The organism is Burkholderia sp. BCC1644, assembly GCF_902833225.1.
In the GTDB taxonomy this organism is placed as follows: Bacteria; Pseudomonadota; Gammaproteobacteria; order Burkholderiales; family Burkholderiaceae; genus Burkholderia.
In genome coordinates this window covers 206,405-231,718 of record NZ_CADFEI010000006.1, presented here as the reverse complement: position 1 = coordinate 231,718, position 25,314 = coordinate 206,405, and the positions used below count along the sequence as shown (strand labels likewise).

Here is a 25,314-nt window from a genome sequence, read left to right as displayed (position 1 = left end):
CGTTCATAACCACCATGCTGGTTATGTTAGAAAGCGGCCGGAAGCTTGTCAACCGGCATGATGGTTAGATACGATCGCGTCATGAGCAAAACGCAACCTTCCGTCATGACGGACTGCCTGATTCCGGCGCCGCCGGAAACGCTGAGCATCGATTTCGCGAACACGCTGTACTGGCGCGGCGCCGACGCGCCGACGGAAACCCTCGGGACGCTGGACGACCTGGTCACGTGGTGCCGCGAGCAGGCGGGCGTACCGATCGGTCTGGCCGAAGCGTGTCGCATACGGGAGAGGGGTGAGGAACCGGCGACGCTCGCTCGCGCGCTCGCGTTGCGCGAGGCGCTGTATCGGCTCTTTCATGCGCAGGCCGAGCAGCGCGAGCCGCACGCCGACGACCTGGCGCTGCTCGGCGGTTTTCTTGCAGAAGCGGCGCCGCGCGTCGCGCTGGCGCGCATCGACGGCGCCTATGGGTGGCGGATCGGCGGCATGGGCGCCACGCTCGCGGCGCTGCTGAGCCCGGTCCTGTGGTCGGCGATCGACCTGCTCGGCGGGGCGCGGCTCGCGAAGGTCAAGCGTTGCGCGAACGACGCCTGCCAGTGGCTGTTCATCGACGACAGCAAGAACGGCAGCCGCCGCTGGTGTTCGATGTCGTCGTGCGGCAATCGCGCGAAGGCGTACCGCCACTATCACAAGGCCGAGTGACGGGCCTCTTCAGGCAAGCCCGCCGGCGCGTCGAATCCGGCCTGCCTATTTCACCGACAACTTTCGCCACAGCGTCGTCTTGCTGATGCCGAGCATCGCGCACGCGCGGTCGCGGTCGCCGCCGCACGCGTCGAGTACCGCGCGGATCTCGTCGGCTTCGGCGCGACGGCGGCGCGCGTGCAGCGTCTGCGCATCGTCGGTGTCGGCCGCGTCGGGCGGCGCCGCGAACAGCTCGGGCGCGATCGCCTGCAGCGCGTCGGGATCGAGCGCGCCGCAGGCGGCGGCCGGATCGTTTTCGTCGGCTTCCTCGGCCAGCTCTACCGCGATCCGTTCGATCACGTTCTGCAGTTCGCGGACGTTGCCGGGCCACCGATAGCGCGCGAGCGCGGCCTGCGTCGCGCCGAGCACGCGCGCGGCATCGGCGGCGTCGCGCAGGCGTTCGGCGAGGCGCGGCTCGCGTCGTGCGGCCTGCACGAGCAGCGTGGCCGCGAGCGCGGGGATGTCGGCCGCGCGCTCGCGCAGCGGCGGCAGGCCGACGTTCAGGATGTTGAGCCGGTAATAGAGATCCGCGCGGAAGGTGCCGGCCTCGACGGCCGCGAGCAGCGGACGGTGTGTCGCGGCGATCACGCGCACGTCGATGCGGATCGGCTCGGTCGAGCCGAGGCGGATCACCTCGCGCTCCTGCAGCACGCGCAGCAGCCGGCTCTGGAGCGACGGCGGCATCTCGCCGATCTCGTCGAGAAACAGCGTGCCGCGGTGCGCGGCCTCGAACAGGCCGGTCTTGCCGCCGCGCCGCGCGCCGGTGAACGCGCCTTCCTCATAACCGAACAGCTCGCTTTCGAGCAGCGCTTCCGGAAACGCGCCGCAGTTGACCGCGACGAACGGGTAGCTGCGCCGCGCGGACAGCGCGTGCAGGCTCTGCGCGATCATTTCCTTGCCGGTGCCGCTTTCGCCGAGCACGAGCACGGTCGCGTCGGATTTCGCGTAGCGGCGCACGAGGTCGCGCACGCGCGTCATCGGCGCGGAGGCGCCGACCACGTCGTCGAGCGCGTAGCGCGCGGCGAACTGCTGCGTGGTCGGCTGCGAACGCAAGGCGCGATCGAGCCGTTCGACCGCGCGCGATTCCTGGAACGTCAGCACGCTGCCCGACGTCACGCCGCGATCGACGAGCGGCCCGCGATGCACGACGTAACGCACGCCGCGTACGGTCGCGAGCGCGTCGCCGTCCTCGCCGCGCAGCGTACGCAGCTCGGGCCGCAGGTCGACGAGCGCGCGGCCCACGGCCGCCGCGGGTTCGACCCCGAGCGCCGACGCGAGCCGCTCGTTGATCGCCTCGACTCGGCCGCGCGCGTCGAGCGCAACGACGCCGTCGCGCAAGTGCTGCAGCAGCGTGTCGAGCCGCTGGCGGCGGAACGCCTCGGCGTGCGTCGCATACGCGACTTCGAGCGCCGTCTCGACGGCCTTGCGCACCGACGCATGCGAATACAGGAACACCGCGCCCATACCGGCACTCGCCGCGAGATCGGTGACGAGGCCCGGGCCGACGATCGTTTCGATGCCGCGATCGCGCAGGTCGTGCACGCAGGCTTCCGCTTCCTGCGCGGACTGATATGACGCAAACTGCACGTCGAGGCCGTACGCGGCGACGAAGCGACGCACTTCCGGCGGCGTTTCCCCGGCGCTGACGAGCGCGATCCGCGACGCGTCGCGCCGTGCGCGTGCGAGCGCCTGCATCACGTCGAAGCCGGTCGGCGATACCACCACCACCGGCACCTGCGCGCGCGTTTTCAGGAAGCCGCCGTTCGAGCCGGCCGCGACGATCACGTCGGGCCGCGTGGTGCCGGCCTCGGCGATCGCGCTGAGCGCATCCTCATAGGCGCGCGTCACGATGCGCACGTCGGCGCGTTCGTCGAATTCGCCGGCGATCTCGCGAAACAGGTCGCGCAGGCGGCTGATGCCCATCGCCCAGATGCGCGGGCGCACCGTGCGATCGGCCGGGCCGACGGGCTTGGTCGAGGAGAGGTCCATGACGATCGATTATGCGCGTGCGATTTCATTTTTGAAACACGAAATTGCCGAATTGAAATATCAGGTCGCAGCATCGCTCGTGCCGGTTGCTTAAGAATCAGTGGGTTAGCGACGTTTCGCGAGCTGGCCCGGTCCTTGCTGTTATCGGGCATTCCATCAGGAGGCCGTTCATGAGCAATACGCATCTTCAGAGCGCCGGCGCGAAATTCCGCGCGGCAGTCGCGGCGGAACAGCCGCTGCAGGTGGTCGGCGCGATCACCGCGTACGCGGCCAAGATGGCGCAGGCCGTCGGCTTCAAGGCTGTGTACCTGTCGGGTGGCGGCGTTGCCGCGAACTCGCTCGGGATCCCCGACCTCGGCATCAGCACGATGGAAGACGTGCTGATCGACGCGAACCGGATCACCAATGCGACCGACCTGCCGCTGCTGGTCGACATCGATACGGGCTGGGGCGGCGCGTTCAACATCGCGCGCACGGTGCGCTCGTTCATCAAGGCCGGCGTCGCGGCCGTGCACCTGGAAGACCAGGTCGGCCAGAAGCGCTGCGGCCACCGTCCGGGCAAGGAAGTCGTGCCGACCGACGAAATGGTCGATCGCGTGAAGGCCGCGGTCGATGCGCGTACCGACGACCAGTTCGTGATCATGGCGCGCACCGATGCGGCCGCCGCCGAAGGGATCGACGCGGCGATCGAGCGCGCGATCGCTTATGTCGAAGCCGGCGCGGACATGATCTTCCCGGAAGCGATGAAGTCGCTCGACGACTACCGCCGCTTCAAGGCGGCCGTGAAGGTGCCGATCCTCGCGAACCTGACCGAGTTCGGCTCGACGCCGCTGTTCACGCTCGACGAACTGCGCGAGGCGAACGTCGACATCGCGCTGTACTGCTGCGGCGCGTATCGCGCGATGAACAAGGCCGCGCTGAACTTCTACGAAACGCTGCGCCGCGACGGCACGCAGAAGGCGGCCGTGCCGACCATGCAGACGCGCGCCGAGCTGTACGACTTCCTCGGCTATCACGAATACGAACGCAAGCTCGACGAGCTGTTCGCGCAGGGCAAGAAGTAACGCGGCCCGCGTGCCGGGCACGGTTCCTGGAGCGCTTTGCATCGGTCGGGCCCGGCGCCGCGGCGCCGGTTCAACCGACCGCTGATACCCCCGATACAAATTGGAGAACGGAAACATGAGCGAGACGAAAGACGCAGCAGCACCGGCCGCCGCAGGCGCATTCAAGCCGAAGAAGTCGGTGGCGCTGTCGGGCGTGACGGCCGGCAACACGGCGCTGTGCACGGTCGGCAAGACCGGCAACGACCTGCACTATCGCGGCTACGACATTCTCGACGTCGCCGAATCGTGCGAATTCGAGGAAATCGCGCACCTGCTCGTACACGGCACGCTGCCGAACCTGACCGAACTGGCCGCGTACAAGACCAAGCTGCGCGCGCTGCGCGGCCTGCCGAGCGCGCTGAAGGTGGCGCTCGAGCAGATCCCGGCGTCCGCGCACCCGATGGACGTGATGCGCACGGGCGTGTCGGTGCTCGGCACCGTGCTGCCGGAAAAGGACGACCACAACCTGCCGGGCGCGCGCGACATCGCCGATCGCCTGATGGCGTCGCTCGGCTCGATGCTGCTGTACTGGTATCACTTCTCGCACAACGGCAAGCGCATCGAGACGGAAACCGACGACGACTCGATCGGCGGCCACTTCCTGCACCTGCTGCACGGCAAGACGCCGTCGAAGTCGTGGGTCGAGGCGATGCACACGTCGCTGATCCTGTACGCGGAGCACGAATTCAACGCGTCGACGTTCACGGGCCGCGTGATCGCGGGCACGGGCTCGGACATCTACTCGGCGATCACCGGCGCGATCGGCGCGCTGCGCGGGCCGAAGCACGGCGGCGCGAACGAAGTCGCGTATGAAATCCAGAGCCGCTACAGCTCGCCGGACGACGCCGAAGCCGACATCCGCCGCCGCGTCGAGAACAAGGAAGTCGTGATCGGTTTCGGCCACCCGGTCTACACGATCTCCGATCCGCGCAACAAGGTGATCAAGGGCGTCGCGCACAAGCTGTCGAAGGAAGCGGGCGACGTGAAGCTGTACAACATCGCCGAGCGCCTCGAATCGGTGATGTGGGACGCGAAGAAGATGTTCCCGAACCTCGACTGGTTCAGCGCGGTGTCGTATCACATGATGGGCGTGCCGACCGCGATGTTCACGCCGCTGTTCGTGATCTCGCGCACGTCGGGCTGGAGCGCGCACATCATCGAGCAACGCGTCGACAACAAGATCATCCGCCCGAGCGCGAACTACACCGGTCCGGAAGACCTGCAGTTCGTGCCGATCGAGAAGCGCTGATCGCCCGCCGCGCATGCCGGCGCCCGTGATGCGGGCCGCCGGCGCGTGCGGAACGTCATACCCAGATTCCCGCCCCACATCATGAATACCGCCAACCGCAAACCCCTGCCCGGCACGTCGCTGGACTATTTCGACGCGCGTGCCGCGGTCGACGCGATCGCGCCCGGCGCCTACGACACGCTGCCGTACACGTCGCGCGTGCTCGCCGAAAACCTCGTGCGCCGCTGCGACCCGGCGACACTCGCCGATTCGCTGACGCAGATCATCGAGCGCAAGCGCGAACGCGACTTCCCGTGGTTCCCGGCGCGCGTGGTGTGCCACGACATCCTCGGGCAGACGGCGCTCGTCGATCTCGCCGGCCTGCGCGACGCGATCGCCGACGGCGGCGGCGACCCGGCGAAGGTGAACCCGGTCGTGCCCGTGCAGCTGATCGTCGATCACTCGCTCGCCGTCGAATGCGGCGGCTTCGATCCGGACGCGTTCGCGAAGAACCGCGCGATCGAGGATCGCCGCAACGAGGATCGCTTCCACTTCATCGAGTGGACGAAGAAGGCGTTCGAAAACGTCGACGTGATCCCGCCGGGCAACGGCATCATGCACCAGATCAACCTCGAGAAAATGTCGCCGGTGATCCAGGTCAGCGACGATGGCGTCGCGTATCCGGACACCTGCGTCGGCACCGACAGCCACACGCCGCACGTCGACGCGCTCGGCGTGATCGCGATCGGCGTCGGCGGCCTCGAAGCCGAGAACGTGATGCTCGGCCGCGCGTCGTGGATGCGCCTGCCCGACATCGTCGGCGTCGAGCTGACCGGCAAGCGCCAGCCCGGCATCACCGCGACCGACGTCGTGCTCGCGCTGACCGAGTTCCTGCGCAAGGAAAAGGTGGTCGGCGCGTACCTGGAATTCCGTGGCGTTGGCGCGGCGAGCCTCACGCTCGGCGATCGCGCGACGATCTCGAACATGGCGCCCGAATACGGCGCGACGGCCGCGATGTTCTTCATCGACGGCCAGACGACCGACTACCTGCGCCTCACCGGCCGCAGCGACGAGCAGGTGAAGCTGGTCGAGACCTATGCGAAGGCGGCGGGCCTGTGGGCCGATACGCTCGCCAACGCGCAATACGAGCGCACGCTGACGTTCGACCTGTCGAGCGTCGTGCGCAACATGGCCGGCCCGTCGAACCCGCACAAGCGGCTGCCGACGTCCGATCTCGCCGCGCGCGGGATCGCCGGCCAGTGGGAAGAGAAGGCGGGCGAGATGCCCGACGGCGCGGTGATCATCGCCGCGATCACGAGCTGCACGAACACCAGCAACCCGCGCAACGTGATCGCCGCGGCCCTGCTCGCGCGCAACGCGAACGCGCGCGGCCTCACGCGCAAGCCGTGGGTGAAGAGCTCGCTCGCGCCCGGCTCGAAGGCGGTCGAACTGTATCTGGAAGAAGCGAACCTGCTGCCCGAACTCGAGAAGCTCGGCTTCGGCATCGTCGCGTTCGCGTGCACGACCTGCAACGGGATGTCGGGCGCGCTCGATCCCAAGATCCAGCAGGAGATCGTCGATCGCGACCTGTACGCGACGGCCGTGCTGTCCGGCAACCGCAACTTCGACGGCCGCATCCACCCGTATGCGAAGCAGGCGTTCCTCGCGTCGCCGCCGCTCGTCGTCGCGTATGCGATCGCCGGCACGATCCGCTTCGACATCGAGAAGGACGTGCTCGGTCACGATCAGGACGGCAAGCCCGTCACGCTGAAGGACATCTGGCCGACCGACGAGGAGATCGATGCGATCGTCGCGTCGAGCGTGAAGCCCGAGCAGTTCCGCAAGGTCTACGAGCCGATGTTCGCGCGCAGCGCCGATGCGGGCGAGCGCGCGGCGCCGCTGTACGACTGGCGCGCGCAGAGCACGTACATCCGCCGTCCGCCGTACTGGGAGGGCGCGCTTGCAGGCGAGCGCACGCTGCAGGGGATGCGCCCGCTCGCGGTGCTCGGCGACAACATCACGACCGACCACCTGTCGCCGTCGAACGCGATCCTGCTGGATAGCGCGGCGGGCGAATACCTCGCGAAGATGGGCCTGCCGGAAGAAGACTTCAACTCGTACGCGACGCACCGGGGAGACCACCTGACCGCGCAGCGCGCGACCTTCGCGAACCCGACGCTGATCAACGAGATGGCGGTCGTCGACGGCGCGGTGAAGAAGGGCTCGCTCGCGCGCGTCGAGCCGGAAGGCAAGGTCATGCGGATGTGGGAAGCGATCGAGACGTACATGAATCGCAAGCAGCCGCTGATCGTCGTGGCCGGCGCCGACTACGGCCAGGGCTCGTCGCGCGACTGGGCCGCGAAGGGCGTGCGGCTCGCGGGCGTCGAGGCGATCGCCGCCGAAGGCTTCGAGCGGATCCACCGCACGAACCTGATCGGGATGGGCGTGCTGCCGCTCGAGTTCAAGCCGGGCACGAACCGGACGACGCTCGGCATCGACGGCACCGAGACCTTCGACGTGATCGGCGAGCGCACGCCGCGCGCCGACCTGACGCTCGTGATTCACCGCAAGAACGGCGAGCGCGTCGAGGTGCCGATGACGTGCCGGCTCGATACGGCCGAGGAAGTGTCGATCTACGAAGCGGGCGGCGTGCTGCAGCGTTTCGCGCAGGACTTCCTCGAATCGTCGCAGGCGGCTTGACGGGCGCACAACGGGAACACAGACATGGCTCACATTCCTCAAATCAGGATTCCCGCGACCTATATCCGCGGCGGTACCAGCAAGGGCGTGTTCTTCCGGCTGCAGGACCTGCCGGACGCCGCACAGGCGCCGGGCGCCGCGCGCGACGCGCTGCTGCTGCGCGTGATCGGCAGCCCCGATCCGTACGGCAAGCAGATCGACGGGATGGGCGGCGCGACGTCGTCCACCAGCAAGACGGTGATCGTGTCGAAGAGCACGCGGCCCGGCCACGACGTCGACTACCTGTTCGGCCAGGTCGCGATCGACAAGGCGTTCGTCGACTGGACCGGCAACTGCGGCAACCTGTCGGCGGCCGTCGGCCCGTTCGCGATCAGCGGCGGGCTCGTCGATCCGGCGCGCGTGCCGCGCGACGGCGTCGCGACCGTGCGGATCTGGCAGGCGAACATCGGCAAGACGATCGTCGCGCATGTGCCGGTCACGAACGGCGCGGTGCAGGAGACGGGCGACTTCGAGCTGGACGGCGTCACGTTCCCGGCCGCCGAAGTGCAGCTCGAATTCATGGACCCGGCCGCCGAGGAAGAAGGCGCGGGCGGCTCGATGTTCCCGACCGGCAACCTCGTCGACGATCTCGCGGTGCCGGGCGTCGGCGCGCTGAAGGCGACGATGATCAACGCGGGCATCCCGACGATCTTCGTCGAGGCGGAAGCGATCGGCTATACGGGCACCGAGTTGCAGGATGCGATCAACGGCGATGCGAAGGCGCTCGAGAAGTTCGAGACGATCCGCGCGCACGGCGCGCTGCGCATGGGCCTGATCGATACGCTCGATGAAATCGCGACGCGGCAGCACACGCCGAAGATCGCGTTCGTCGCGAAGCCCGCCGATTATGTCGCGTCGAGCGGCAAGCGCGTGAACGCGGGCGACGTCGACCTGCTGGTGCGCGCGATGTCGATGGGCAAGCTGCATCACGCGATGATGGGCACGGCGGCGGTCGCGATCGGTACGGCCGCGGCGATCCCCGGCACGCTCGTCAATCTGGCGGCGGGCGGCGGCGAACGCAACGCGGTGCGCTTCGGCCATCCGTCGGGCACGCTGCGCGTCGGCGCGGAAGCGCAGCAGCAGGAGAACGGCGAGTGGACCGTCACCAAGGCGATCATGAGCCGCAGCGCGCGCGTGCTGATGGAAGGCTGGGTGCGGGTGCCGGGCGACGCGTTCTGATCGTTGCGGGCGGTATCGATGGAGATGCGGGCGGCTTCGGCCGCCCGCGTCGTTTTCGTCAGCCGTGCAGGAAGCGGCGCAGCGCATCGTGGCTCAGCCGGCGCGCCGTTTCGGACACACGTGCGCCGGGCACGATGTCGAAACCGTGCACGCCGCCGGGCAGCACGTGCAGTTCGGTCGGCACGCCCGCGCGCAGCAGGCGCTGCGCATAGTCGAGATTTTCATCGAGGAACAGGTCGAGCGAGCCGACCGACAGGAACGCGGGCGGCAGGCCGTCGAGGCGCGTGGCGCGTGCGGCGGCCGCGTAGGGCGACACGCCGTCGATGCCCGGCGCGTGACCGAGCAGCGAGGTCCAGCCGAACCGGTTGTTGGCCGCGTGCCAGACGAATTCGCCGGCATGCGGATGCGGCGTGCGCGTGCAGGTGCGATCGTCGAGCATCGGGTAGACCAGATGCTGGAACGCGAGCCGGTATTCGCCGCGGTCGCGAGCCAGCAGCGCCAGCGCGGCGGCGAGCCCGCCGCCCGCGCTTTCACCTGCCACGCCGATCCGCGATGCGTCGATGCCGAGCGTATCGGCGTGGCGGAAGACCCACGCGAGCGCCGCATAGCAATCCTCGATCGCGCCGGGAAACACGGTTTCCGGCGCGAGGCGGTAGTCGATCGAGATCAACGCGCAGCCGAGCTGCGTCACGAGTGACCGGTGCACCGCCTCCAGATCCTTCGCCTTGCCACGCACGAAGCCGCCGCCGTGCATGTGAACGATTGCCGGGAGCGGGCGCGCGTGATGGTCGGGCAGGTAGACGAGGACCGGGACGTCCGGTGCGCCGGCGGGGCCGGTTACCGCGCGGCGCTCGAGCGTGCTGCCGGCGAGGTCGGGCGGCGGCAGCGGCAGCACGCGTTCGCGCGACTGTGCGAGGTTGTCGGCGCCGAGCGTGACGGTCGGCCAGGTTTCGAGCAGCGGGCGGATTTCAGGATCGACGAGATGCAGGGTGTCCAACGCGTAGCTCCATCGTGAAGGTGGGCGGTGCACCGCGGTCAGAGCACGCTGCGCGCGATGACCCAACGGTGCACCTCGGTCGGGCCTTCGAAGATGCGCATCAGCCGCGCTTCGCCGGCCATCTGCTGCAACGGCATTTCCTTCGTCATGCCCATCGCGCCGAGCGTCTGCATCGCATGATCGATGACGCTCGACGCCATTTCGGTGGCGAACACCTTGACCATCGAGATCTGCGTGCGCGCATCCTGCCCGGCATCCACGCGCGCGGCCGCTTCGTAGGTCATCAGGCGGCACGCGTGGATCTGCGTGAGCGCGTCGGCGACCCACCACTGGACCGCCTGGCGTTCCGCGAGCGGCACGCCGAAGGTCTTGCGCTGTTTCGCATGGTCGCACAGCATCGCGACCGCGCGCTCGGCGCGGCCGACGCACCATGCGGCCATCTCCAGCCGCCGGTTCGCGAGCCGTGCCTGCATCGGCGCGAAGCCGGCGCCTTCCTGGCCCAGCAGGTGCGCGGCAGGAATGCGACAGTCGTCCAGCACGATTTCGTAGGTCGACAGACCGCCGATCATCGGGATCCGCCGTTCGATGACGAAGCCGGGCGTGCCGCGGTCGACGATGAACGCCGACATGCCGCGCTTGCCCTTGCTTCGATCGGTGAGCGCCATCACGATCGTCCAGTCGGCTTCGGGCGCGTGGCTGATCCAGATCTTCCGTCCGTTCAGCACCCAGCTGTCGCCGTCGCGTACGGCCGTCGTCGACAACGCGCCCGGATCCGAGCCGGCGCCCGGTTCGGAGATCGCCATCGCGGCACGCGTGAGTCCGCGTGCGTACGGTTCGAGATAGCGCGTGCGCTGCGCATCGTCGGCCACTTCGCACAGCATCCGCAGGTTCGGTGAATCGGGCGGCAGGATGTACGGCGTCACGGTCGTGCCGATCGCTTCGTTGACGCCGACCATCGCGACGGCCGGCAGGTCCGAGCCGCCGGCGTCGAGCGGCGCGTCGAGGCCCCACAGGCCGAGCTGCCGGGAACGCTCGTCGAGGTGGGCGCGTTCTTCGTCGAGCAGCCCGAAGCGCTGGCCGTCGGCCTCGCGGGCCATGACCGCTGCTTCGAGCGGAATCAGCTCGTCCTGCACGAAACGTGCGACGAGGTCGCGGATCATCCGGTGTTCGAGTTCAAGGTCGAAATTCATGGGAGTCGATGCGTGTGAGAAAAGGGAAGCCGATGCCGTCAGCCGGCGTGCGCGCGCGACACAGCGCGGGTGCGCAGCGTGCCGAGCAAGGCGATGGCGCCGGCCACGAGCAGCACGGCGTTGAAATAGAGCCCGCCGCGCATCGACCCGGTGGCCGTGTTGAGCACGCCCATCAGGAACGGACTCGCGAACCCGCCGATCGCGCCGGACATCGTGATCGCCGCGATCGCAACCGCCATCGAGCGCTTCGGCAGCGCGAGCCCCGGCAGCACCCAGAACGCGGGCAACGCCGCGGCATGCGTGGCGACCGCGACGCAGAGCGCGATCATCAGATGCGATGTACCGGTGGCGCTCGCCAGCCCGGCGAGCGCGGCCGCGCACGCGAGCATCGCGACTGCGCCGTGCCCGCGCCATTCACGCCGGCGTTCGGTGCGCCAGCCCATCGCGAGCATGCCGACGATGCCGCACAGGTAAGGCAGCGCGGATAACAGCCCGATCTGCATCGCGCCATGCAGGCCGCCGCGATGCAGGATCACGGGCATCCAGAACACGAGCGCGTAGCCGGCTGCCGCGATCGCGAAATTGGCCGCGCACAACAGCCAGAAGTCGCTGTGCGCAAGCAGCGGCCGTGCCGTGTTCACGTCCGGCGAGCCGGATTCGGCGTGGACGTGCGCGGCGCGCAGTGCGGCCTTGTCGGCGTCCGACAGCCAGCGCGCGTCGTCCGGCCGGTCGTCGAGAAAGCGCAGCGCGACGAGGCCTAGCACGCTGCTCGGCAGCCCTTCGACGACGAACAGCCACTGCCAGCCGCTCAGGCCGGCGGCGCCGTCGAAGTACGAGAGGATGGCGCCCGACACCGGGCCCGCGATCAGTCCCGCGAGGTACAGCGCGGTCATGAACAGCGCGAACGCCTTCGCGCGCTGCCGCGGCGGATACCACGCGCCGAGATAGAACAGGATGCCGGGGAAGAAGCCGGCCTCGAACACGCCGAGCAGGAAGCGGCACGCGTAGAACTGCGCGGGCGTCGTGACGAACATCGTCGCGGCCGAGCCGAGCCCCCACAGCACCATGATCCGGGCGATCGTCTTGCGTGCGCCGATTCGCGCCAGCAGCGCATTGCTCGGAATCTCGAACGCCATGTAGCCGATGAAGAAGATGCCCGCGCCGAGCCCGTACACGGCGTCGGAGAAGTGCAGTTCGGCGGCCATCTGCGCGTGCGCGAAACCGATGTTGATCCGGTCGATGAACGACAGCGTGTAGCAGAGGATCAGGAACGGCAGCAGCCGGCGCGAGATCCGGCGGTAGAGCGCCGGCGTCGCGCGATCGTCGACGGCGGCCAGGTGAGTGGAAAGGGTCGGGGTCATGGGCACTCCGTCAGAAGCGGTGAACGATGCCGAGCGCGAGCACCTGCTCGGTGCCGCCCGGTTGCGGCTGCATGCCGACGACGATCGTGTTGCGGGCGTCGCCGCCGTTCTTCATGTACAGGTAGCGCGCATAGAGCGACGTGCGCTTCGACAGCGGATGGTCGTAGCCGACGCCGAGCGCGGTCGCGTCGTTCGCCGAGCCTTTCACGTCGCGGCGCACGACCGAGACGAGCACGCGATCGAGCGCGCCGACGTTGATCGACGCGCCGACGCTCGCCGTCGAGAACGCGGGCAGGTGCGGCGCCGTGACGACGCCGTACAGAAACGCGGCGTACAGCTTGACGCGTGCGAACGCGTAGTTGGCCGCGAGCACGTAGTGGCGCGTCGTGGACGGCGCGACGACGGGCGTCAGGTTGCCGGCCGACGTGTCGCCCTGGAAGCCGGCGCCGAGGTAGAGCCCGCCGATCCGGTACTGAAGCCCGGCGCCGTAGTTGCGCCCGGCCTGCGTGGACAGCGTGTTCGGTGTCGGAAAGCCGTACGTGGCCATCACGCGCAGGCCGTTCCAGTCCGGGCTCAGATACGACGCCGCCTGGTTGAAGCGCGGAATCGGCGGCGTCGTGTTGCTCGTGATCGTGTCCGTCGACGTCGCGAGCAGCGCGAGCGGGGACAGCCGTTCGTTGAGCCCGAACGGATCGCCGTCATAGACGATGTAGAACGCGGGCGTGTATTGCCGGCCGAGCCGGAGGTTGCCGTAGCGCGTGTTCTGCAGCGACACGTAGGCTTGCCGGTAGAACAGCGTGCCGCCCTGGAACGATCCGTCGGCCGGCGAGAAGCCGCTTTCCAGCACGAACTTCGTCGATGTGCCGCCGCCGAGATCCTCGACGCCCGTCAGTCCGAACCGGCTCGTCGACGATCCGCCGCCGCTTTGCCGCAGGGTCGACAGGCTGCCGATGCGATCGAATTCGACGTAGCTGTCGACGATCCCGTACAGCGTGACTGACGACGCGTGCGCCGACGTGGCGCACAGCACGCACGCGCCGATCAGGAGTGCTTTCCGTTGCATGAAGGTGTCTCCGTTCCATGTCTTTTTTGTGGCGCGCCCGCGTTCTGGGAGCGGTTGCGCGCGTGGTGTGGCCTTGCGGTGCCGGGGTCAGCGTCCCTTGAACACCGGCTTGCGCTTCTCGAGAAACGCGCGGGCGCCCTCGATCCGGTCCTCGCTCGCGTAGACGTCGGGGCCGACGTCCAGCCGCAGCGCGGCGGCCACCGGCAGCCCCTGGCTGCGCGTCGCGGTTTCCTTGATGCGGCGGATCGTGAGCGGCGCGTTCGCGGCGATCGTCTGCGCCAGTTCGCGCACGGTGCCGTCGAGCGCGGCGTGGGGGACGACGCGGTTCAGCAAGCCGGCGCGCTGCGCCTCGTCCGCGTCGAAGCGGCGGCCCGTGAACAGCAGCTCCATCGCGATCGCGCGTGGCAGCATGCGCGGCAGCAGCACGCTCGCGAAGTTCGCCCCCATCCCGACCCGCGCTTCGGGCAGCGCGAAGGTCGCGTGATCGGCGGCGATCCGCAGGTCGCAGGCGAGCGCGATTTCGCAGCCGCCGCCGATGGCGTGGCCGTTGATTGCCGCGATCGTCGGCTTGCGCAGTTCGAGGATCAGCTCGTGCACGTTGCGGGCGGGCCCGCGCATCGGCTGCATCCCGCGTATCTCGGGATCGCCGAGATCGACGCCCGCGCTGAACGCGCGTTCGCCCGCGCCGCGGATCACGATGACGCGGATCGACGGGTCGTCGTCGAGCGTGACGAGTTCGTCGCACAGGCGCCGGATCGCTTCGGCGGACAGTGCATTGGCGACGTGCGGGCGATGGATCGTCAGCCACGCGATGCCATTGTCGTCGTTGCGCAGGATCGACGGCGCGTCGTCGTCCGTCAGCGAGGAAAGCGAGCTCGGTGCGGTCATGACGTGCTCCCGGTGGCGTCCGCGCGCGTGTCGTGGAGCACGCCTGCCTGCCGCAACGCGTCCCGGCGCGCCGCGTCGATACCGAATGCGTCGAGCACGGCGTCCGTATCGGCGGCGAACGGTTGGGGCGGCCTGCGTATCGAGCCGGGCGTGCGCGACAGCCTGGCGGGGATGCCTGCGCCGGTGTACGTGTCGGTGTCGACGAACATCGCATTGCGCGCGGCCTGCGGGTGGCCGAATGCATCGGCGACGGTATTCACCGGCCCCGTCGCGACGCCGGCCTGTAGCAGCCGCTCGACGACGTCGTCGGCACGCAGCTCGGCGGTCAGCTGGCCGAGCAGCGTGTCGAGCGCGTCGCGATGCGCGACGCGCTGCGCGTTGGTCGCGAATCGCGGATCGCGCGCCAGCTCGGGCACGCCGAGCGCGTCGACGAGCCGTGCGAACGTGCGGTTGTTGCCGGCGCCGGTCGCGACCGGCTTGTCCTTGCACGGATAGACGCCGTACGGCGCGATGGCGCCGTACACGTTGCCGGTCGCGACGGGCACCTCGCCGGTCGCCATCCAGCTCGTGCTGACCGGATGCAGCATCGACAGCGCCGTGCTGAACAGGTCGATGTCGACGTGCTGGCCGAGGCCGGAGCGCGTCCGTTCGACCAGCGCGAGCAGGATGCTCGAGACGGCGCTCAGGCCGGCCGCAAAATCGACGACCGGAAACGGCACCTTGAGCGGCATGCCGCCCGGCTCGCCGTTGATCGACATGAAGCCGGCGAGGCCTTGCGCGACCGCGTCGTAGCCCGGAAACCGCGCGAGCGGGCCGTCGGTGCCGTATCCGGAGATCGAACAATGAACGAGGCGCGGAAAGCGTTCGCGCAGGCAGTCGTCGTAGCCGATGCCCCAGCGTTCGAGCGTGCCCTGCTTGAAGTTGTCGATCAGCACGTCGGCCGTTTCGAGCAGTCGGAACAGCACGTCGCGTCCGTCGGGATGCGACAGGTCGAGCGCGAGATTGCGCTTGTTGCGGTTGAGCCCCCAGTAGTAGCTGGAGAGGCCGTTCGGCATCGCGGGCCCCCAGTCGCGTGTTTCGTCGCCCTGCGGCGGTTCGATCTTGATGACGTCCGCGCCGTGGTCCGCGAGCGTTTGCGCGCAGAACGGCCCCGCATAGACGCGGCTCAGGTCCACCACGCGCACGCCGGCGAGCGCGCCTTCGTTACTGCTGGTCATGACGATGTCTCCTTCGATGTGAATTCGATGCGCCGGCAGGCCGGCACGCGCCGGCTGCACGGCCGTGATGGGTCACGGGTTCAGCCGCGCGCGGCGAACAGCGCGTTCACCGCCGCGCGATGTTCGGGCGTCGCGTGCGCGAACGCCTGGTACGACGCCGACAGGTCGAGCAACGTGTCGAGGCTCGCGTGGCGGCCTTCGCGCAGCAGCCGCTTGGTCAGGCGCAACGCGGTGCCCGAGTGACGGGCGATGCGGCTGGCCAGTTCATGTGCGTGTGCCAGAAGGTCGCCGTCGGGCACGACGCGCGACACGAGCCCGCAGCGCAGCGCGGCTTGCGCGTCCAGCGCATCGCCCGTGAACGACATTTCCGCGGCGACGGCGGCGCCGACGATCCGCGGCAGGAACCATGCGCCGCCGTCGCCGGGCACGAGTCCGAGGGCGATGAAGCTCTCGGCGAAGCGCGCGCGGCCGGCAGCGATGCGGATGTCGCACATGCATGCGAGATCGGTGCCGGCGCCGATCGCCGGGCCGTTGACCGCCGCGATGGCCGGCACTTCGAGTTGCTGGAACGCCTGTGCAAGGCGCTGAATGCCGCGGCGGTAGCGGGTCCGGATCGCGGCAGGATCGTGCGGGTCCGATTCCATGAGCGCGCGCATTGCCTTCACGTTGCCGCCCGACGAGAACGTCGTGCCGGCGCCGGTCAGGACAAGCACGCGGATCGATTCGTCGCGGTTCGCGTCGTCGCAGCATTCGGTCAGCGCGTCGATCGCATCGGTGTCCGAAATGGCGTTGCGGGTTTCGGGACGGTTCATCGTGACGGTCAGGATCGTGCCCTGCCGTTCACGGATCAGAAAGGCTGCCATGGTGTCTCCGTGTGTTCTGTGCCGCGGGACTTCACGCCGCGGGCCGAAGCCTAGTATCGTCACGACGGTTGGCGGCGGGAAATTCCGTTCCACGTATGTGGAAGGCCCGTCCCGGTAGCTGCGGAGAGGGCGGGATGAGCGGAAACGTGGTCAAGAGCGCGGCGCGCGTGTTCGAGGTGCTGGAACTCTTCAGCGCATTGCAGCGGCCGCTGAGCGTGCGCGAGATCGCCACGCGGTGCGGGTATCCGGGGTCGAGCGCGGCGGCGCTGCTGACCAGCATGAAGACGCTCGGCTATCTCGCGTACGACGACGCGACCCACGCGTATGCGCCCACCGCACGGCTCGTCAATCTCGGCGAAGCGCTGGTCGATTCGGCGGCCGGCAGCCGGCGGCACTGGCATGCCGTCGCGAAGCGGCTGGCGGCACGCACGCATGAGGCGGTCGTGATCGCGGTGCAGAGCGATCTGTACGTGCAGTACATCGATGCGGTCGAGGGCTCGCATACGATTCCGATCCAGTTTTATGCGCCGATCGGCACGCGTCGCGAGATGTGCATGTCGGGGCTCGGCTGGGCGCTGCTGAGCCTTCAGCCGGACAGCACGATCCGCCGGCTCGTGTCGCGCAGCATCCGTCGGATCGGGAAGTCGGGCAGGACGATCGACGAGGACGTCGTGCTCGACAAGGTCGAGCAGACGCGCCGGCTCGGCTATTCCTATTCGGCGCATACGGTCACGCAGGGCGCCGCGATGATCTCGATGGTGATCGCGGACGGCTGGAACGGCCTGCCGCTGGCAATGGGGGTGGCCGGGCCCGTCGAGCGGATCGACGCGCGTCGCGATGCGATCGTGCGGGCGATGCGGGAGGCGCTGGACGCGCAGCGCCCGGAGGCGGCCGCCGGCTAGCCGGACGAGGCCGGCGCGCGCAGGCATTCGCATAGAATCGGGAGGTTTCGCCGCTCCTGTTCCGGCTGCATTCCAGCGAGGTCGCCATGTCATTGAACGCGCCGCTTTCCGGCATCCACATCGTCGAATTCGAAGGTCTCGGCCCCGGCCCGCTCGCGGGCTGGATGCTGGCCGGAATGGGCGCACGCATCACGCTGATCGCGCGCCCGTCCGGCCGTACGAGCGCACCGGACGCGCTGCGAGCCCGCGAAGGCGACCTGCTGCGCGAAGGCAAGACGATCGTCGAGCTCGACCTGAAGTCACCGGCCGGCCACGCCGCGGCGCTCGACCTGATCGCGCAGGCCGATGCGCTGATCGAGGGCCTGCGGCCCGGCGTGATGGAGCGGCTCGGTCTCGGCCCCGACGATTGCGCGCGCCGCCACCCGAAGCTCGTGTACGGGCGGATGACCGGCTGGGGCCAGCATGGCCCGCTCGCGGCCGCGGCCGGGCACGACCTGAACTACGTCGCGCTGACGGGGCTGCTGTCGCTATCGGCACCGAACGACGGCCGGCCGGGCTTGCCGCCGACCGTCGTCGGCGATGCAGGCGGCGCGCTCGGGCTCGCGTTCGGGATCGTCTGCGCGCTGTTCGACGTGCGCGGCGGCGGGCCGGGGCGCGTGGTCGACGGCGCGATCGTCGACATCGTGTCGATGCTCGGCTCGCTTGCGCTGTGGGCACGCGCGAACGGGCAGCTCGACGGCGCGCAGCCGAGCCTGTTCCACGATGCGCCGTTCTACGACGTGTATCGCTGCGCGGACGGCGAATGCGTGACGATCGGCGCGCTCGAACCGCCGTTCTATGCGTTGCTGGTCGAACGGCTCGGGCTGACCGACGTCGATCCGGCCTCGCAGTACGACCGCGCGCGCTGGCCGGCGCTGAAGGCGCGTTTCGCCGACGTGTTCGCGCGGCAGCCGTCCGCGCACTGGCGCGCGCTGCTCGAAGGCACCGACGCGTGTTTCGCGCCGCTGCTGAGCGTGGCCGACGCGGTCGCGCATCCGCATAACGTGGCGCGCGGGATCTATCGAACTGACGAGCACGGGAACGTGCGGGCGCGCGTGGCGCCGCGGTTTTTGCCGCTGGCGGGGGATGAGGCGGTCTAGCGGCGCGACTCACGCGCCGGACCGCCGGAAATCGCGTGCCGGCCGTTCAGGCCGTCTCTTCCGGCGCATCCGGCATCTTGCCGTCGCCGACGCGGTTGATCGTGCCTTGCGCGATCGCGACGAGCCGTTCGTGATCGCCGTCGATGACGAACACGTGACACTGGCAGGTCGCCTGGTGCCGGCCCGCGTAGACGAGCTTCGCACGCGCGACGAGCGTGCCGTTCACGGCCGGCCGCAGGTAGTTGATCTTGTATTCGGCGGTGATCACGCGCGGGCCGAGCACGAGCGCGCCGGCGAACGTCAGCGCGTTGTCCGCGAGATAGCTGATGACGCCGCCGTGCACGAAACCGTGCTGCTGCCGCAGTTCTTCGCGCACGGGCAGACACAGCGACACTTCATTGTCGCCGATATGCATCAGCTCCGTACCCAGCAGCATGCTGAACGGTTGCGCGCGCAATGCGCCGCGCGCGTGGTCCGTGATGTCGGTCATCGAACTTCCCTCGAAATGAGTGCCCGCTTGCGCTGAACTCTAGGAAGGGGGCTGCGGATAAGCAAGGAAATTCGTCCACGTTTCCTGCAAATTCCGGTGCGATGCGACGAGATTATTGCGTCAAATACCGAAGATCTCCCGGTTTGCGGGCGATTCCGCGGGAATGCGCGGGCAACGCGCACTTTGCCGCCTTCCGTTCCTAAAGTCCGACGAAGAAATGCCGCTAATGCCGGGGCATTGCCTCATCGTCCGCTCTCCAGGAATCTCCCCATGTTCGGAAAAATCAAGCTCGCGTCGGGTCTGCTCGGCGTGTTGACCGTGTTTTGCCTCTTCCTGCTCGCGATCGAAGCGCTCGGCTTCTGGGCGCTCACGTCGACGCGCAGCGGTGTCGACGACCTGTCGAACGTCGCGATCGCGCAGGTCGACGCGGCCAGCCGGGCGACCGAGCAGTTGCTCGACGCGCGCATCAACCTGTCGCGCGCCGGCACGCGGATGGTGCGCGGCGGCCCCAAGCCGGAAGACATCATTCGCCATGCGGGCGCGTCGCTCGCGGAAGCCGACAAGGCGTTCGCCGTGCTGACGGCCGCGCAGGCGGTCGACGACACGAACCGTGCGCGCGTCGCGGCGCTTGCCGAGCGCTATCGTGCGCTGCGCGGCGCGCTGGGCGAACTCGTGCAGTTCCTCGACGCCGACAACATCCAGGCCTTCCTCGACCAGCCGACGCAAAGCATCCAGGACGCCTATATCGCCGAACTGCACCGCTTCACCGACTACGGCGGCGCATCGAGCCGCGCGGCCCTCGACACGATCGACGGCGGCATGCTCTGGTTCAAGTCGGTCGGCATCGTGCTGCTGGTGGCGATGCTCGCAGCGAGCGCGGCGATCTACGCGGCCGCCCGGCGCGCGGTCGTCGCGCCGCTGGAGGAAGCCGGCCGCCATTTCGAGCGGATCGCGCAGGGCCGGCTCGACGAAGCCGTGCGTGCGGGCGGCGTGTTCGAGATCGACCGGATGCTGCGCGGCCTCGCCACGATGCAGACGAGTATCGCGGGCACCGTGCGCACGGTGCGCCACGCATCCGATGCGATCCACCTCGGCGCGGGCGAGATCGCGGGCGGCAACGCCGACCTGTCGGCGCGCACGGGCACGCAGGCCGCGTCGCTGGAGGAAACGGCCGCCAGCATGGAGGAACTGACCGCGACCGTCCGGCAGAACACCGACAGCGCACGCGCGGCGAGCGCGCTGGCCGATGCGGCGCTCGAAGCGACGGGCCACGGCGGCGGCGTAGTCGACAGCGTGATCGACCGGATGCGCGGCATCGCGCAGAGTTCGGGGCGGATCGCGGAGATCATCTCGGTGATCGACGGCATCGCATTCCAGACCAACATCCTCGCGCTGAACGCGGCGGTCGAGGCTGCGCGCGCCGGCGAACAGGGGCGTGGTTTCGCGGTGGTCGCGGGCGAAGTGCGCTCGCTCGCGCAGCGCAGCGCGCAATCGGCGAAGGAGATCAAGGCGCTGATCGAGGATTCGGTCGCGCAGATCAACGGCGGCGCGGAACTCGTCGAGCGCGCCGGCGACGCGATGCGGACGGTGTCGGCGTCGATCACGCGCGTCGTGCAGACGATGTCGGAGATCACCGCGGCGTCGGTCGAGCAGAGCGTCGGGATCGAGCAGGTGAACCAGGCCGTCACGCAGATGGATCAGCTCACGCAGCAGAACGCGGCATTGGTCGAGGAGGTCGCGGCGGCGGCCGCGTCGCTGAACGACCAGACCGCGCACCTGATGCAGGCGGTGTCGGTGTTCGACCTGGGCGACGGACGGGCCGCACGCGGCGAGCGCGCGGCGCCGTCATTCGCCGGCACGGGTTACGAACCGGCCGGCAGCGCCGCGTAGGCGGTCGCGAGGTGGTAGGGCGTCGTCGACGGCATGTCGGCGCGGGCTACCTGCCCGTCGGCGGTCTTGCACTCGAACCAGCCGCGCGGATGCAGGAAGCGCGCGGCGAAGCGTTCGATCTGCCGCGCGAGCGGCGCGGAGGTGGGCGTGCCGCCGTGCGTCGCGAGCGCGCGCAGGTATTCGGTCTGCGCCCAGATCCGTTGCGTGCCGTCGACGCACGCGCCGTGCGCGTCGAGCGCCGCGCAGACGCCGCCCGTCTGCGGATCGACGCCATATTGCTCCGCGAACGTGAACGCGCGCGACAGCGCGGCGGGGAGCCCCGTCCGCGCGAGCCGCGCGCCGGCCGCATCGACCAGGTAGAACCATTCGAACTGATGGCCGGGCTCGAAACGGTTGTCTGCCGCGCCGAGCGGCAGCTCGGCCACGCAGCCGGTCGCCGTGTCGACGAACGTGCGCTCGACGGCTTGCGCAGTGTGCGCGAGCGCATCGTCGAATGCCGCGTCGCCGAAGGCATCGGCGGCCGCGAGCCACGCTTCGGTCAGGTGCATCAGCGGATTCTGCAGCGCGCCGCTGCCGGATGACGAGAAGTCGGCGTGGCGTGCCGCGTCGAGCAGCGCGTCGCCGGGGCGCGGCGCGAAACGATCCCGGATCAGCGCGGCGGTCTCCTCGGCCACCGTGCGCGCGGCGGCGTCGCCCGACGCCGCAAACCACGCGGCGCACGCGAACACGATGAACGCGTGCGTATAGAGATCCTTGGTCGTATCGAGCGGCGCGCCCTGCGCGTCGACGCTGTAGATCCAGCCGCCGTGGCGCGTGTCGCGGAAGCGCCGGCACAATGCGTCGAACAGCGTGGCCGCGTGTGCGGTGTCGCCGGCCTGCGCGAACACGAACAGTTGCCGCGCGCACGCCATTGCGCGATAACGGGTCACGGGCAGCGGCGCGTGGGTGGCCGGATCGACGGCCTCGAACGGCAGTTGTAATGTCTGGTCGAACCCTGAACCCCGCCAGATCGGCAAGACGACGTGCGCGAAATGGTGGCGCAGCTGGGCGGCCTGGGCGGAAGCGGAGTCGGAAACGGGCATGACGGGGTTGAGCGCTTGGATCGAAACGTGTCGGCGCGGCCCGGAAGATCGGCGCGGCCGGGGCCAAGGATAAAACATTCCGCGCGGCCGGCACCAAAAAAGGAGAGAAATCGGATGCTCAGCAACCTGGAACTCGTGATGCGGCTGGTTCTCGCCGCGGCGCTCGGCAGCGTCATCGGCTTCGAGCGCGAGCGCCTGTCGTGGGCGGCCGGCCTGCGCACGCACATGCTGGTGTGCGTCGGCTCGACGCTGATCATGATCGTGTCGGCGTTCGGATTCGCCGACGTGCTCGGCAGCAGCGACCACATCGTGCTCGATCCGTCGCGGATCGCCGCGCAGGTTGTGTCGGGCATCGGCTTCCTCGGTGCGGGCTCGATCCTGCTGCGCGGCGAGATCGTGCGAGGGCTGACGACGGCCGCGAGCCTGTGGTCGGTCGCGGCGATCGGCCTCGCGGTGGGCGGCGGGCTCTACGTCGCGTCGATTTCGGCGACGATCATCATCCTGATCATCCTGGCCGGCATCAAGCCGCTGGAGCGCCGCTACTTCACGGTGCGCCAGCGGCGCCAGCTCGCGCTGACGGTCGTGAGCGGCACGCTGAACTTCGATTCGCTGCATGCGGCGCTCGGCCCGGACAGTGCGCGCGTGAAGCAGTTCATCGTGCAGCGTGCCGACGACACGGGCGAGCACGACGAAGTGCGCATCGCGCTCGCGCGGGTGTCGGAGCTCGAATACCAGGCGATCTGCGACAAGCTACGTACGCTGAAGGGCGTCACGCGTTTCGAAGAAGGCAACGGGCTGTCGGGCGACGAATAGGCTGAATCGGCAACGGAGCATGCGACAATGGCCGACCACCGATTCCGTTCGACATCCGGCTCCGCGCCTGCGGGCCCCGCCATCCGATTTCCATGACCGAATCCGTTTCCTCGCCTCGCCCCCGCTCCCGTTCCAGTCGTTCGTCGTCCCGTTCCCGCCAGCGCTCGGCCGCTGCCGCGGGCAGCACGTCCGCGAGGGCGACGGCGCGGCCCGGCAACGCGCCGGCCGGCGATGCGCCGCGCGACGAACGGACGCTCGACCTGTTCGGCGATCCGGTGCTCGAGCCGGGCGAGCGTGCGCCGGTTGCGGCGCGCGACGAGACGGTAGCGGAAGCTGAGGCGGCGGCCGCCGCGGACGGGCGACAGGCTACGCTGGACGGGTTCATCGCGCCGGACGGCGCGACTGCGGCCGGGCACGGCGCAGCTGAAGGCTCGGCGCCGCCGGAGGTAGGGGTGGCGGTCGAAAGTGTTTCGGTACCTGAAGGCGGTTTCGCTGCGAGCGTCGACGGCGCATCTGCCGGTGGTGGTGACGCGAAGGCAGCCGATTTGCCTGCGGTCGACGGCGCCGTAAAGGCGGCGACCGCGCTGCAAGCAGCCGACGGCGTCGCGGCGAAGGCAGCCGAATCGCCAGCGGCAGGTGCTGAAGTCGCGAAGTCCGCAGCCGAGGTTGCGGCCGTCAAATCCCGCGAAGGGAAATCTTCCGGCGACGCCGTGAAGGAGCGCCGCCCATCGTCGGGCGGCAAACGCCGGGCGGCTGCCGGCGCGAGCGAAGCGGCGGCGATGCAATCCGCGCCGGCTGCGACGAGCGTCGACGCGGTACCGGAAGCGGCTGAATCGACCGGCTCGCCGGAGGTTGTCGCTGCGCCTGTCGAGCCGCAGGCGCCGGTACAACCCGCCGAGCCGGCAATTGCCACGAATTCCGCGATCCCCGGTGAAGCGACCGCGCAGCCCCATGTTCCGCCGCCACTCGTTACGCAGCCGGTGGCTTCCGCTGCGTCCTTCGTGACGAAGCCGTCGGCGGAACGCGTGCAACCGGCCGCACCGGTCTTCGACCCGGACACGCACCTGCGCCCGCTGACCGACCGGTTCGCCGCGTTGCAGGCCGACGTGGACGGCTTGCAGCGCACGGCCGATCGCGAGATGCGCCGCGTCAATCGCCTGCTGTTGGCGCTGGCCGTCGTCGTGCTGGCCGGGCTCGTCGCGCTGGTGCTGCAAACGCGGCAGATCTCGCACCTGAAACAGGACGCGGCCGCCAAGCAGCAGCGGATCGATCGCCTCGCGGCCGATCTGTCGACGCAACAGGCGACGCTGATGACGCTCGAGGAACACCACGAAGCGCTCCTGTCGCAAGTCGACCGGCTGCAGCGTACGGCGAACCGCGAGGCGGCCGTCGCGAAGCGAACCCGTCGGGCGCGTTAATCGCTCCGACCCTATCCTGGAAGCCTTGCGGGACAAGGGGCGCTGTTTCGCGCCCGCGATCGGTGTCGCACGCATGCGGCAAACTGATGCGGTTCACTGGCAGAGTTCAGGGGAAACCCTTAGAATGGAGTCCATCTCAGGGAAAACCCTAGCCACATCTGTCAGGAGTCTCACATGAGCTTCATCTTCGCCCTGCTGCAAAAGATCGACGACCTGTTCGTGTCGCCGCACCTGCCCCTCGACGCCGAATACTCGTACGCTGCGCGTCGCGCCGAAGCCGAGCGCGTGCGCCGTGCGCACCTCGTGCCGATCGTCCTGTACCGTCGCTGATTCGCTGATTCGCTGATTCGCTGATTCGCTGATTCGCTGATTCGCTGATTCGGCGCGGCGCTCGCCGCACCTGCCTGCCCGCTTTCCACCGCCGCATTGCGCGCCGGTGCGACCGTCCCGCTACACTGGAAGTCTGAGTGTCTTTACGGTGACCGGGCCATGCTGCAGATGCGGCCGATGACGGCCGGCGAATTCCATGCGTACCGCACGCGAGCCATCGACGGCTACGCGCGCGATCTCGTTTCATCCGGACAGAACGCTGTCGAAGACGCTGCCGATCGTGCGCGCGCCTGTTTCGACATGCTGTTGCCGGACGGCCTGCTGACCGCCGGCCAGACCCTCGTGATGCTCATCGACGGCGCCAGCGGCGACGCGGTGGGCGACCTTTGGTACGCGATCGTGCCCGAAGGGCCGAACCACACGCTGTTCATCTACGATCTCGACATCGTCCCGTCCCGGCGCCGCCAGGGTTGGGCCACGCGCACGCTCGACGCACTCGACGCCGAGGCGCGCCGGTACGGCGTCACCGAGATCGGTCTGTCGGTTTTCAATCACAACACGGCGGCCCGTGCGCTGTATCGTGCGTGCGGCTTCGCGCCGATCACGACGACGCTGATCAAACCGGTCGTATCGGACTGACTTCACCGGGCCGGCGCCACGTCGTTGCGCAACGCCGGTTCGTCACGCTGCAACCG

Annotated in this window: 22 protein-coding genes; 12 read left to right on the top strand and 10 right to left on the bottom strand. The window is 69.1% G+C overall.

All coding sequences use genetic code 11. The annotated features are described in order from the left end of the window. Positions 1–57: 57 nt before the first annotated feature. Positions 58–699 carry an ABATE domain-containing protein gene (locus HWX87_RS14280; protein ID WP_176047863.1) on the top strand — a complete coding sequence of 214 codons (642 nt, stop codon included), beginning with the start codon at positions 58–60 and terminating at the stop codon, positions 697–699. 45 nt (positions 700–744) lie between these two features. Here HWX87_RS14280 and prpR read toward each other — a convergent pair whose 3' ends face one another. Continuing rightward, positions 745–2,727, bottom strand: coding sequence for a propionate catabolism operon regulatory protein PrpR (gene prpR, locus HWX87_RS14275; protein ID WP_176047705.1), 1,983 nt, complete (start codon positions 2,725–2,727; stop codon positions 745–747). Positions 2,728–2,897: 170 nt separating this feature from the next. Between prpR and prpB the strand changes: the two genes are divergently transcribed. The 4 genes from prpB to prpF all read left to right on the top strand — a co-directional run bounded on the left by prpB (position 2,898) and on the right by prpF (position 8,976). Then, positions 2,898–3,791, top strand: coding sequence for a methylisocitrate lyase (gene prpB, locus HWX87_RS14270; RefSeq protein ID WP_166956116.1), 894 nt, complete (start codon positions 2,898–2,900; stop codon positions 3,789–3,791). A gap of 115 nt (positions 3,792–3,906) precedes the next feature. Continuing rightward, positions 3,907–5,079, top strand: coding sequence for a 2-methylcitrate synthase (prpC, locus tag HWX87_RS14265; RefSeq protein WP_059238566.1), 1,173 nt, complete (start codon positions 3,907–3,909; stop codon positions 5,077–5,079). A gap of 81 nt (positions 5,080–5,160) precedes the next feature. After that, positions 5,161–7,758: a Fe/S-dependent 2-methylisocitrate dehydratase AcnD gene (acnD, locus tag HWX87_RS14260; protein ID WP_176047704.1), complete on the top strand. Its 2,598-nt coding sequence runs from the start codon at positions 5,161–5,163 to the stop codon at positions 7,756–7,758. Positions 7,759–7,782: 24 nt separating this feature from the next. Further along, on the top strand, positions 7,783–8,976 hold the full coding sequence (gene prpF / locus HWX87_RS14255; RefSeq protein ID WP_176047703.1) for a 2-methylaconitate cis-trans isomerase PrpF: 1,194 nt from the start codon (positions 7,783–7,785) through the stop codon (positions 8,974–8,976). A gap of 58 nt (positions 8,977–9,034) precedes the next feature. Here prpF and HWX87_RS14250 read toward each other — a convergent pair whose 3' ends face one another. The 7 genes from HWX87_RS14250 to HWX87_RS14220 form a co-directional block, all read right to left on the bottom strand. Continuing rightward, positions 9,035–9,973 (bottom strand): alpha/beta hydrolase, encoded by a 939-nt coding sequence (locus HWX87_RS14250; RefSeq protein WP_176047702.1) that lies wholly within the window; start codon positions 9,971–9,973, stop codon positions 9,035–9,037. A gap of 38 nt (positions 9,974–10,011) precedes the next feature. Then, entirely contained in the window at positions 10,012–11,163 is a 1,152-nt protein-coding gene (locus HWX87_RS14245; RefSeq protein WP_176047701.1) for an acyl-CoA dehydrogenase, read from the bottom strand. 38 nt (positions 11,164–11,201) lie between these two features. After that, positions 11,202–12,524: an MFS transporter gene (locus tag HWX87_RS14240; protein WP_176047700.1), complete on the bottom strand. Its 1,323-nt coding sequence runs from the start codon at positions 12,522–12,524 to the stop codon at positions 11,202–11,204. 10 nt (positions 12,525–12,534) lie between these two features. Next, the gene (locus HWX87_RS14235; protein WP_176047699.1) at positions 12,535–13,587 is read right to left on the bottom strand and encodes a porin; all 1,053 of its coding nucleotides are present in this window, start codon (positions 13,585–13,587) and stop codon (positions 12,535–12,537) included. 87 nt (positions 13,588–13,674) lie between these two features. After that, positions 13,675–14,475, bottom strand: a complete 801-nt coding sequence (locus HWX87_RS14230) for an enoyl-CoA hydratase-related protein (RefSeq protein ID WP_176047698.1) — start codon at positions 14,473–14,475, stop codon at positions 13,675–13,677. Continuing rightward, positions 14,472–15,692, bottom strand: coding sequence for a CoA transferase (locus HWX87_RS14225; RefSeq protein WP_176047697.1), 1,221 nt, complete (start codon positions 15,690–15,692; stop codon positions 14,472–14,474). Before HWX87_RS14225 ends, HWX87_RS14230 begins: the two co-directional genes overlap by 4 nt. A gap of 80 nt (positions 15,693–15,772) precedes the next feature. Further along, positions 15,773–16,555 (bottom strand): crotonase/enoyl-CoA hydratase family protein, encoded by a 783-nt coding sequence (locus HWX87_RS14220; RefSeq protein ID WP_176047696.1) that lies wholly within the window; start codon positions 16,553–16,555, stop codon positions 15,773–15,775. Between the two features lie 134 nt (positions 16,556–16,689). Between HWX87_RS14220 and HWX87_RS14215 the strand changes: the two genes are divergently transcribed. Beyond that, positions 16,690–17,457 carry a helix-turn-helix domain-containing protein gene (locus HWX87_RS14215; RefSeq protein WP_176047695.1) on the top strand — a complete coding sequence of 256 codons (768 nt, stop codon included), beginning with the start codon at positions 16,690–16,692 and terminating at the stop codon, positions 17,455–17,457. An 86-nt stretch (positions 17,458–17,543) separates the two neighbouring features. Further along, the gene (locus HWX87_RS14210; RefSeq protein ID WP_176047694.1) at positions 17,544–18,596 is read left to right on the top strand and encodes a CaiB/BaiF CoA-transferase family protein; all 1,053 of its coding nucleotides are present in this window, start codon (positions 17,544–17,546) and stop codon (positions 18,594–18,596) included. 46 nt (positions 18,597–18,642) lie between these two features. Here HWX87_RS14210 and HWX87_RS14205 read toward each other — a convergent pair whose 3' ends face one another. Further along, complete coding sequence (locus HWX87_RS14205) at positions 18,643–19,086, bottom strand: PaaI family thioesterase (RefSeq protein WP_011353771.1); 444 nt, start codon at positions 19,084–19,086, stop codon at positions 18,643–18,645. 270 nt (positions 19,087–19,356) lie between these two features. Between HWX87_RS14205 and HWX87_RS14200 the strand changes: the two genes are divergently transcribed. After that, positions 19,357–20,976 carry a methyl-accepting chemotaxis protein gene (locus HWX87_RS14200; RefSeq protein WP_176047693.1) on the top strand — a complete coding sequence of 540 codons (1,620 nt, stop codon included), beginning with the start codon at positions 19,357–19,359 and terminating at the stop codon, positions 20,974–20,976. Here the strand turns inward: HWX87_RS14200 and HWX87_RS14195 are convergent. Then, positions 20,949–22,058 carry an AGE family epimerase/isomerase gene (locus HWX87_RS14195; RefSeq protein ID WP_176047692.1) on the bottom strand — a complete coding sequence of 370 codons (1,110 nt, stop codon included), beginning with the start codon at positions 22,056–22,058 and terminating at the stop codon, positions 20,949–20,951. The two genes, HWX87_RS14200 and HWX87_RS14195, sit on opposite strands and share 28 nt — an antisense overlap. Before the next feature lie 114 nt (positions 22,059–22,172). On the opposite strand from HWX87_RS14195, the gene HWX87_RS14190 reads away from it, so the two are divergent. From HWX87_RS14190 to HWX87_RS14175, 4 genes are all read left to right on the top strand, one after another. Next, positions 22,173–22,871 (top strand): MgtC/SapB family protein, encoded by a 699-nt coding sequence (locus HWX87_RS14190; RefSeq protein ID WP_176047691.1) that lies wholly within the window; start codon positions 22,173–22,175, stop codon positions 22,869–22,871. A gap of 92 nt (positions 22,872–22,963) precedes the next feature. Next, positions 22,964–24,289: a flagellar hook-length control protein FliK gene (locus HWX87_RS14185; protein WP_176047690.1), complete on the top strand. Its 1,326-nt coding sequence runs from the start codon at positions 22,964–22,966 to the stop codon at positions 24,287–24,289. Between the two features lie 174 nt (positions 24,290–24,463). After that, positions 24,464–24,619, top strand: a complete 156-nt coding sequence (locus tag HWX87_RS14180) for a hypothetical protein (RefSeq protein ID WP_167361908.1) — start codon at positions 24,464–24,466, stop codon at positions 24,617–24,619. A gap of 159 nt (positions 24,620–24,778) precedes the next feature. Further along, positions 24,779–25,258, top strand: a complete 480-nt coding sequence (locus tag HWX87_RS14175; RefSeq protein WP_176047689.1) for a GNAT family N-acetyltransferase — start codon at positions 24,779–24,781, stop codon at positions 25,256–25,258. Positions 25,259–25,314: the final 56 nt, after the last annotated feature.

Coding starts and splice junctions, on each gene's coding strand:
- HWX87_RS14280 (WP_176047863.1), top strand. CDS start 58: ATGATGGTTAGATACGATCGCGTCATGAGCAAAACGCAACCTTCCGTC.
- prpR (WP_176047705.1), bottom strand. CDS start 2,727: ATGGACCTCTCCTCGACCAAGCCCGTCGGCCCGGCCGATCGCACGGTG.
- prpB (WP_166956116.1), top strand. CDS start 2,898: ATGAGCAATACGCATCTTCAGAGCGCCGGCGCGAAATTCCGCGCGGCA.
- prpC (WP_059238566.1), top strand. CDS start 3,907: ATGAGCGAGACGAAAGACGCAGCAGCACCGGCCGCCGCAGGCGCATTC.
- acnD (WP_176047704.1), top strand. CDS start 5,161: ATGAATACCGCCAACCGCAAACCCCTGCCCGGCACGTCGCTGGACTAT.
- prpF (WP_176047703.1), top strand. CDS start 7,783: ATGGCTCACATTCCTCAAATCAGGATTCCCGCGACCTATATCCGCGGC.
- HWX87_RS14245 (WP_176047701.1), bottom strand. CDS start 11,163: ATGAATTTCGACCTTGAACTCGAACACCGGATGATCCGCGACCTCGTC.
- HWX87_RS14240 (WP_176047700.1), bottom strand. CDS start 12,524: ATGACCCCGACCCTTTCCACTCACCTGGCCGCCGTCGACGATCGCGCG.
- HWX87_RS14235 (WP_176047699.1), bottom strand. CDS start 13,587: ATGCAACGGAAAGCACTCCTGATCGGCGCGTGCGTGCTGTGCGCCACG.
- HWX87_RS14230 (WP_176047698.1), bottom strand. CDS start 14,475: ATGACCGCACCGAGCTCGCTTTCCTCGCTGACGGACGACGACGCGCCG.
- HWX87_RS14225 (WP_176047697.1), bottom strand. CDS start 15,692: ATGACCAGCAGTAACGAAGGCGCGCTCGCCGGCGTGCGCGTGGTGGAC.
- HWX87_RS14220 (WP_176047696.1), bottom strand. CDS start 16,555: ATGGCAGCCTTTCTGATCCGTGAACGGCAGGGCACGATCCTGACCGTC.
- HWX87_RS14215 (WP_176047695.1), top strand. CDS start 16,690: ATGAGCGGAAACGTGGTCAAGAGCGCGGCGCGCGTGTTCGAGGTGCTG.
- HWX87_RS14210 (WP_176047694.1), top strand. CDS start 17,544: ATGTCATTGAACGCGCCGCTTTCCGGCATCCACATCGTCGAATTCGAA.
- HWX87_RS14205 (WP_011353771.1), bottom strand. CDS start 19,086: ATGACCGACATCACGGACCACGCGCGCGGCGCATTGCGCGCGCAACCG.
- HWX87_RS14200 (WP_176047693.1), top strand. CDS start 19,357: ATGTTCGGAAAAATCAAGCTCGCGTCGGGTCTGCTCGGCGTGTTGACC.
- HWX87_RS14195 (WP_176047692.1), bottom strand. CDS start 22,058: ATGCCCGTTTCCGACTCCGCTTCCGCCCAGGCCGCCCAGCTGCGCCAC.
- HWX87_RS14190 (WP_176047691.1), top strand. CDS start 22,173: ATGCTCAGCAACCTGGAACTCGTGATGCGGCTGGTTCTCGCCGCGGCG.
- HWX87_RS14185 (WP_176047690.1), top strand. CDS start 22,964: ATGACCGAATCCGTTTCCTCGCCTCGCCCCCGCTCCCGTTCCAGTCGT.
- HWX87_RS14180 (WP_167361908.1), top strand. CDS start 24,464: ATGAGCTTCATCTTCGCCCTGCTGCAAAAGATCGACGACCTGTTCGTG.
- HWX87_RS14175 (WP_176047689.1), top strand. CDS start 24,779: ATGCTGCAGATGCGGCCGATGACGGCCGGCGAATTCCATGCGTACCGC.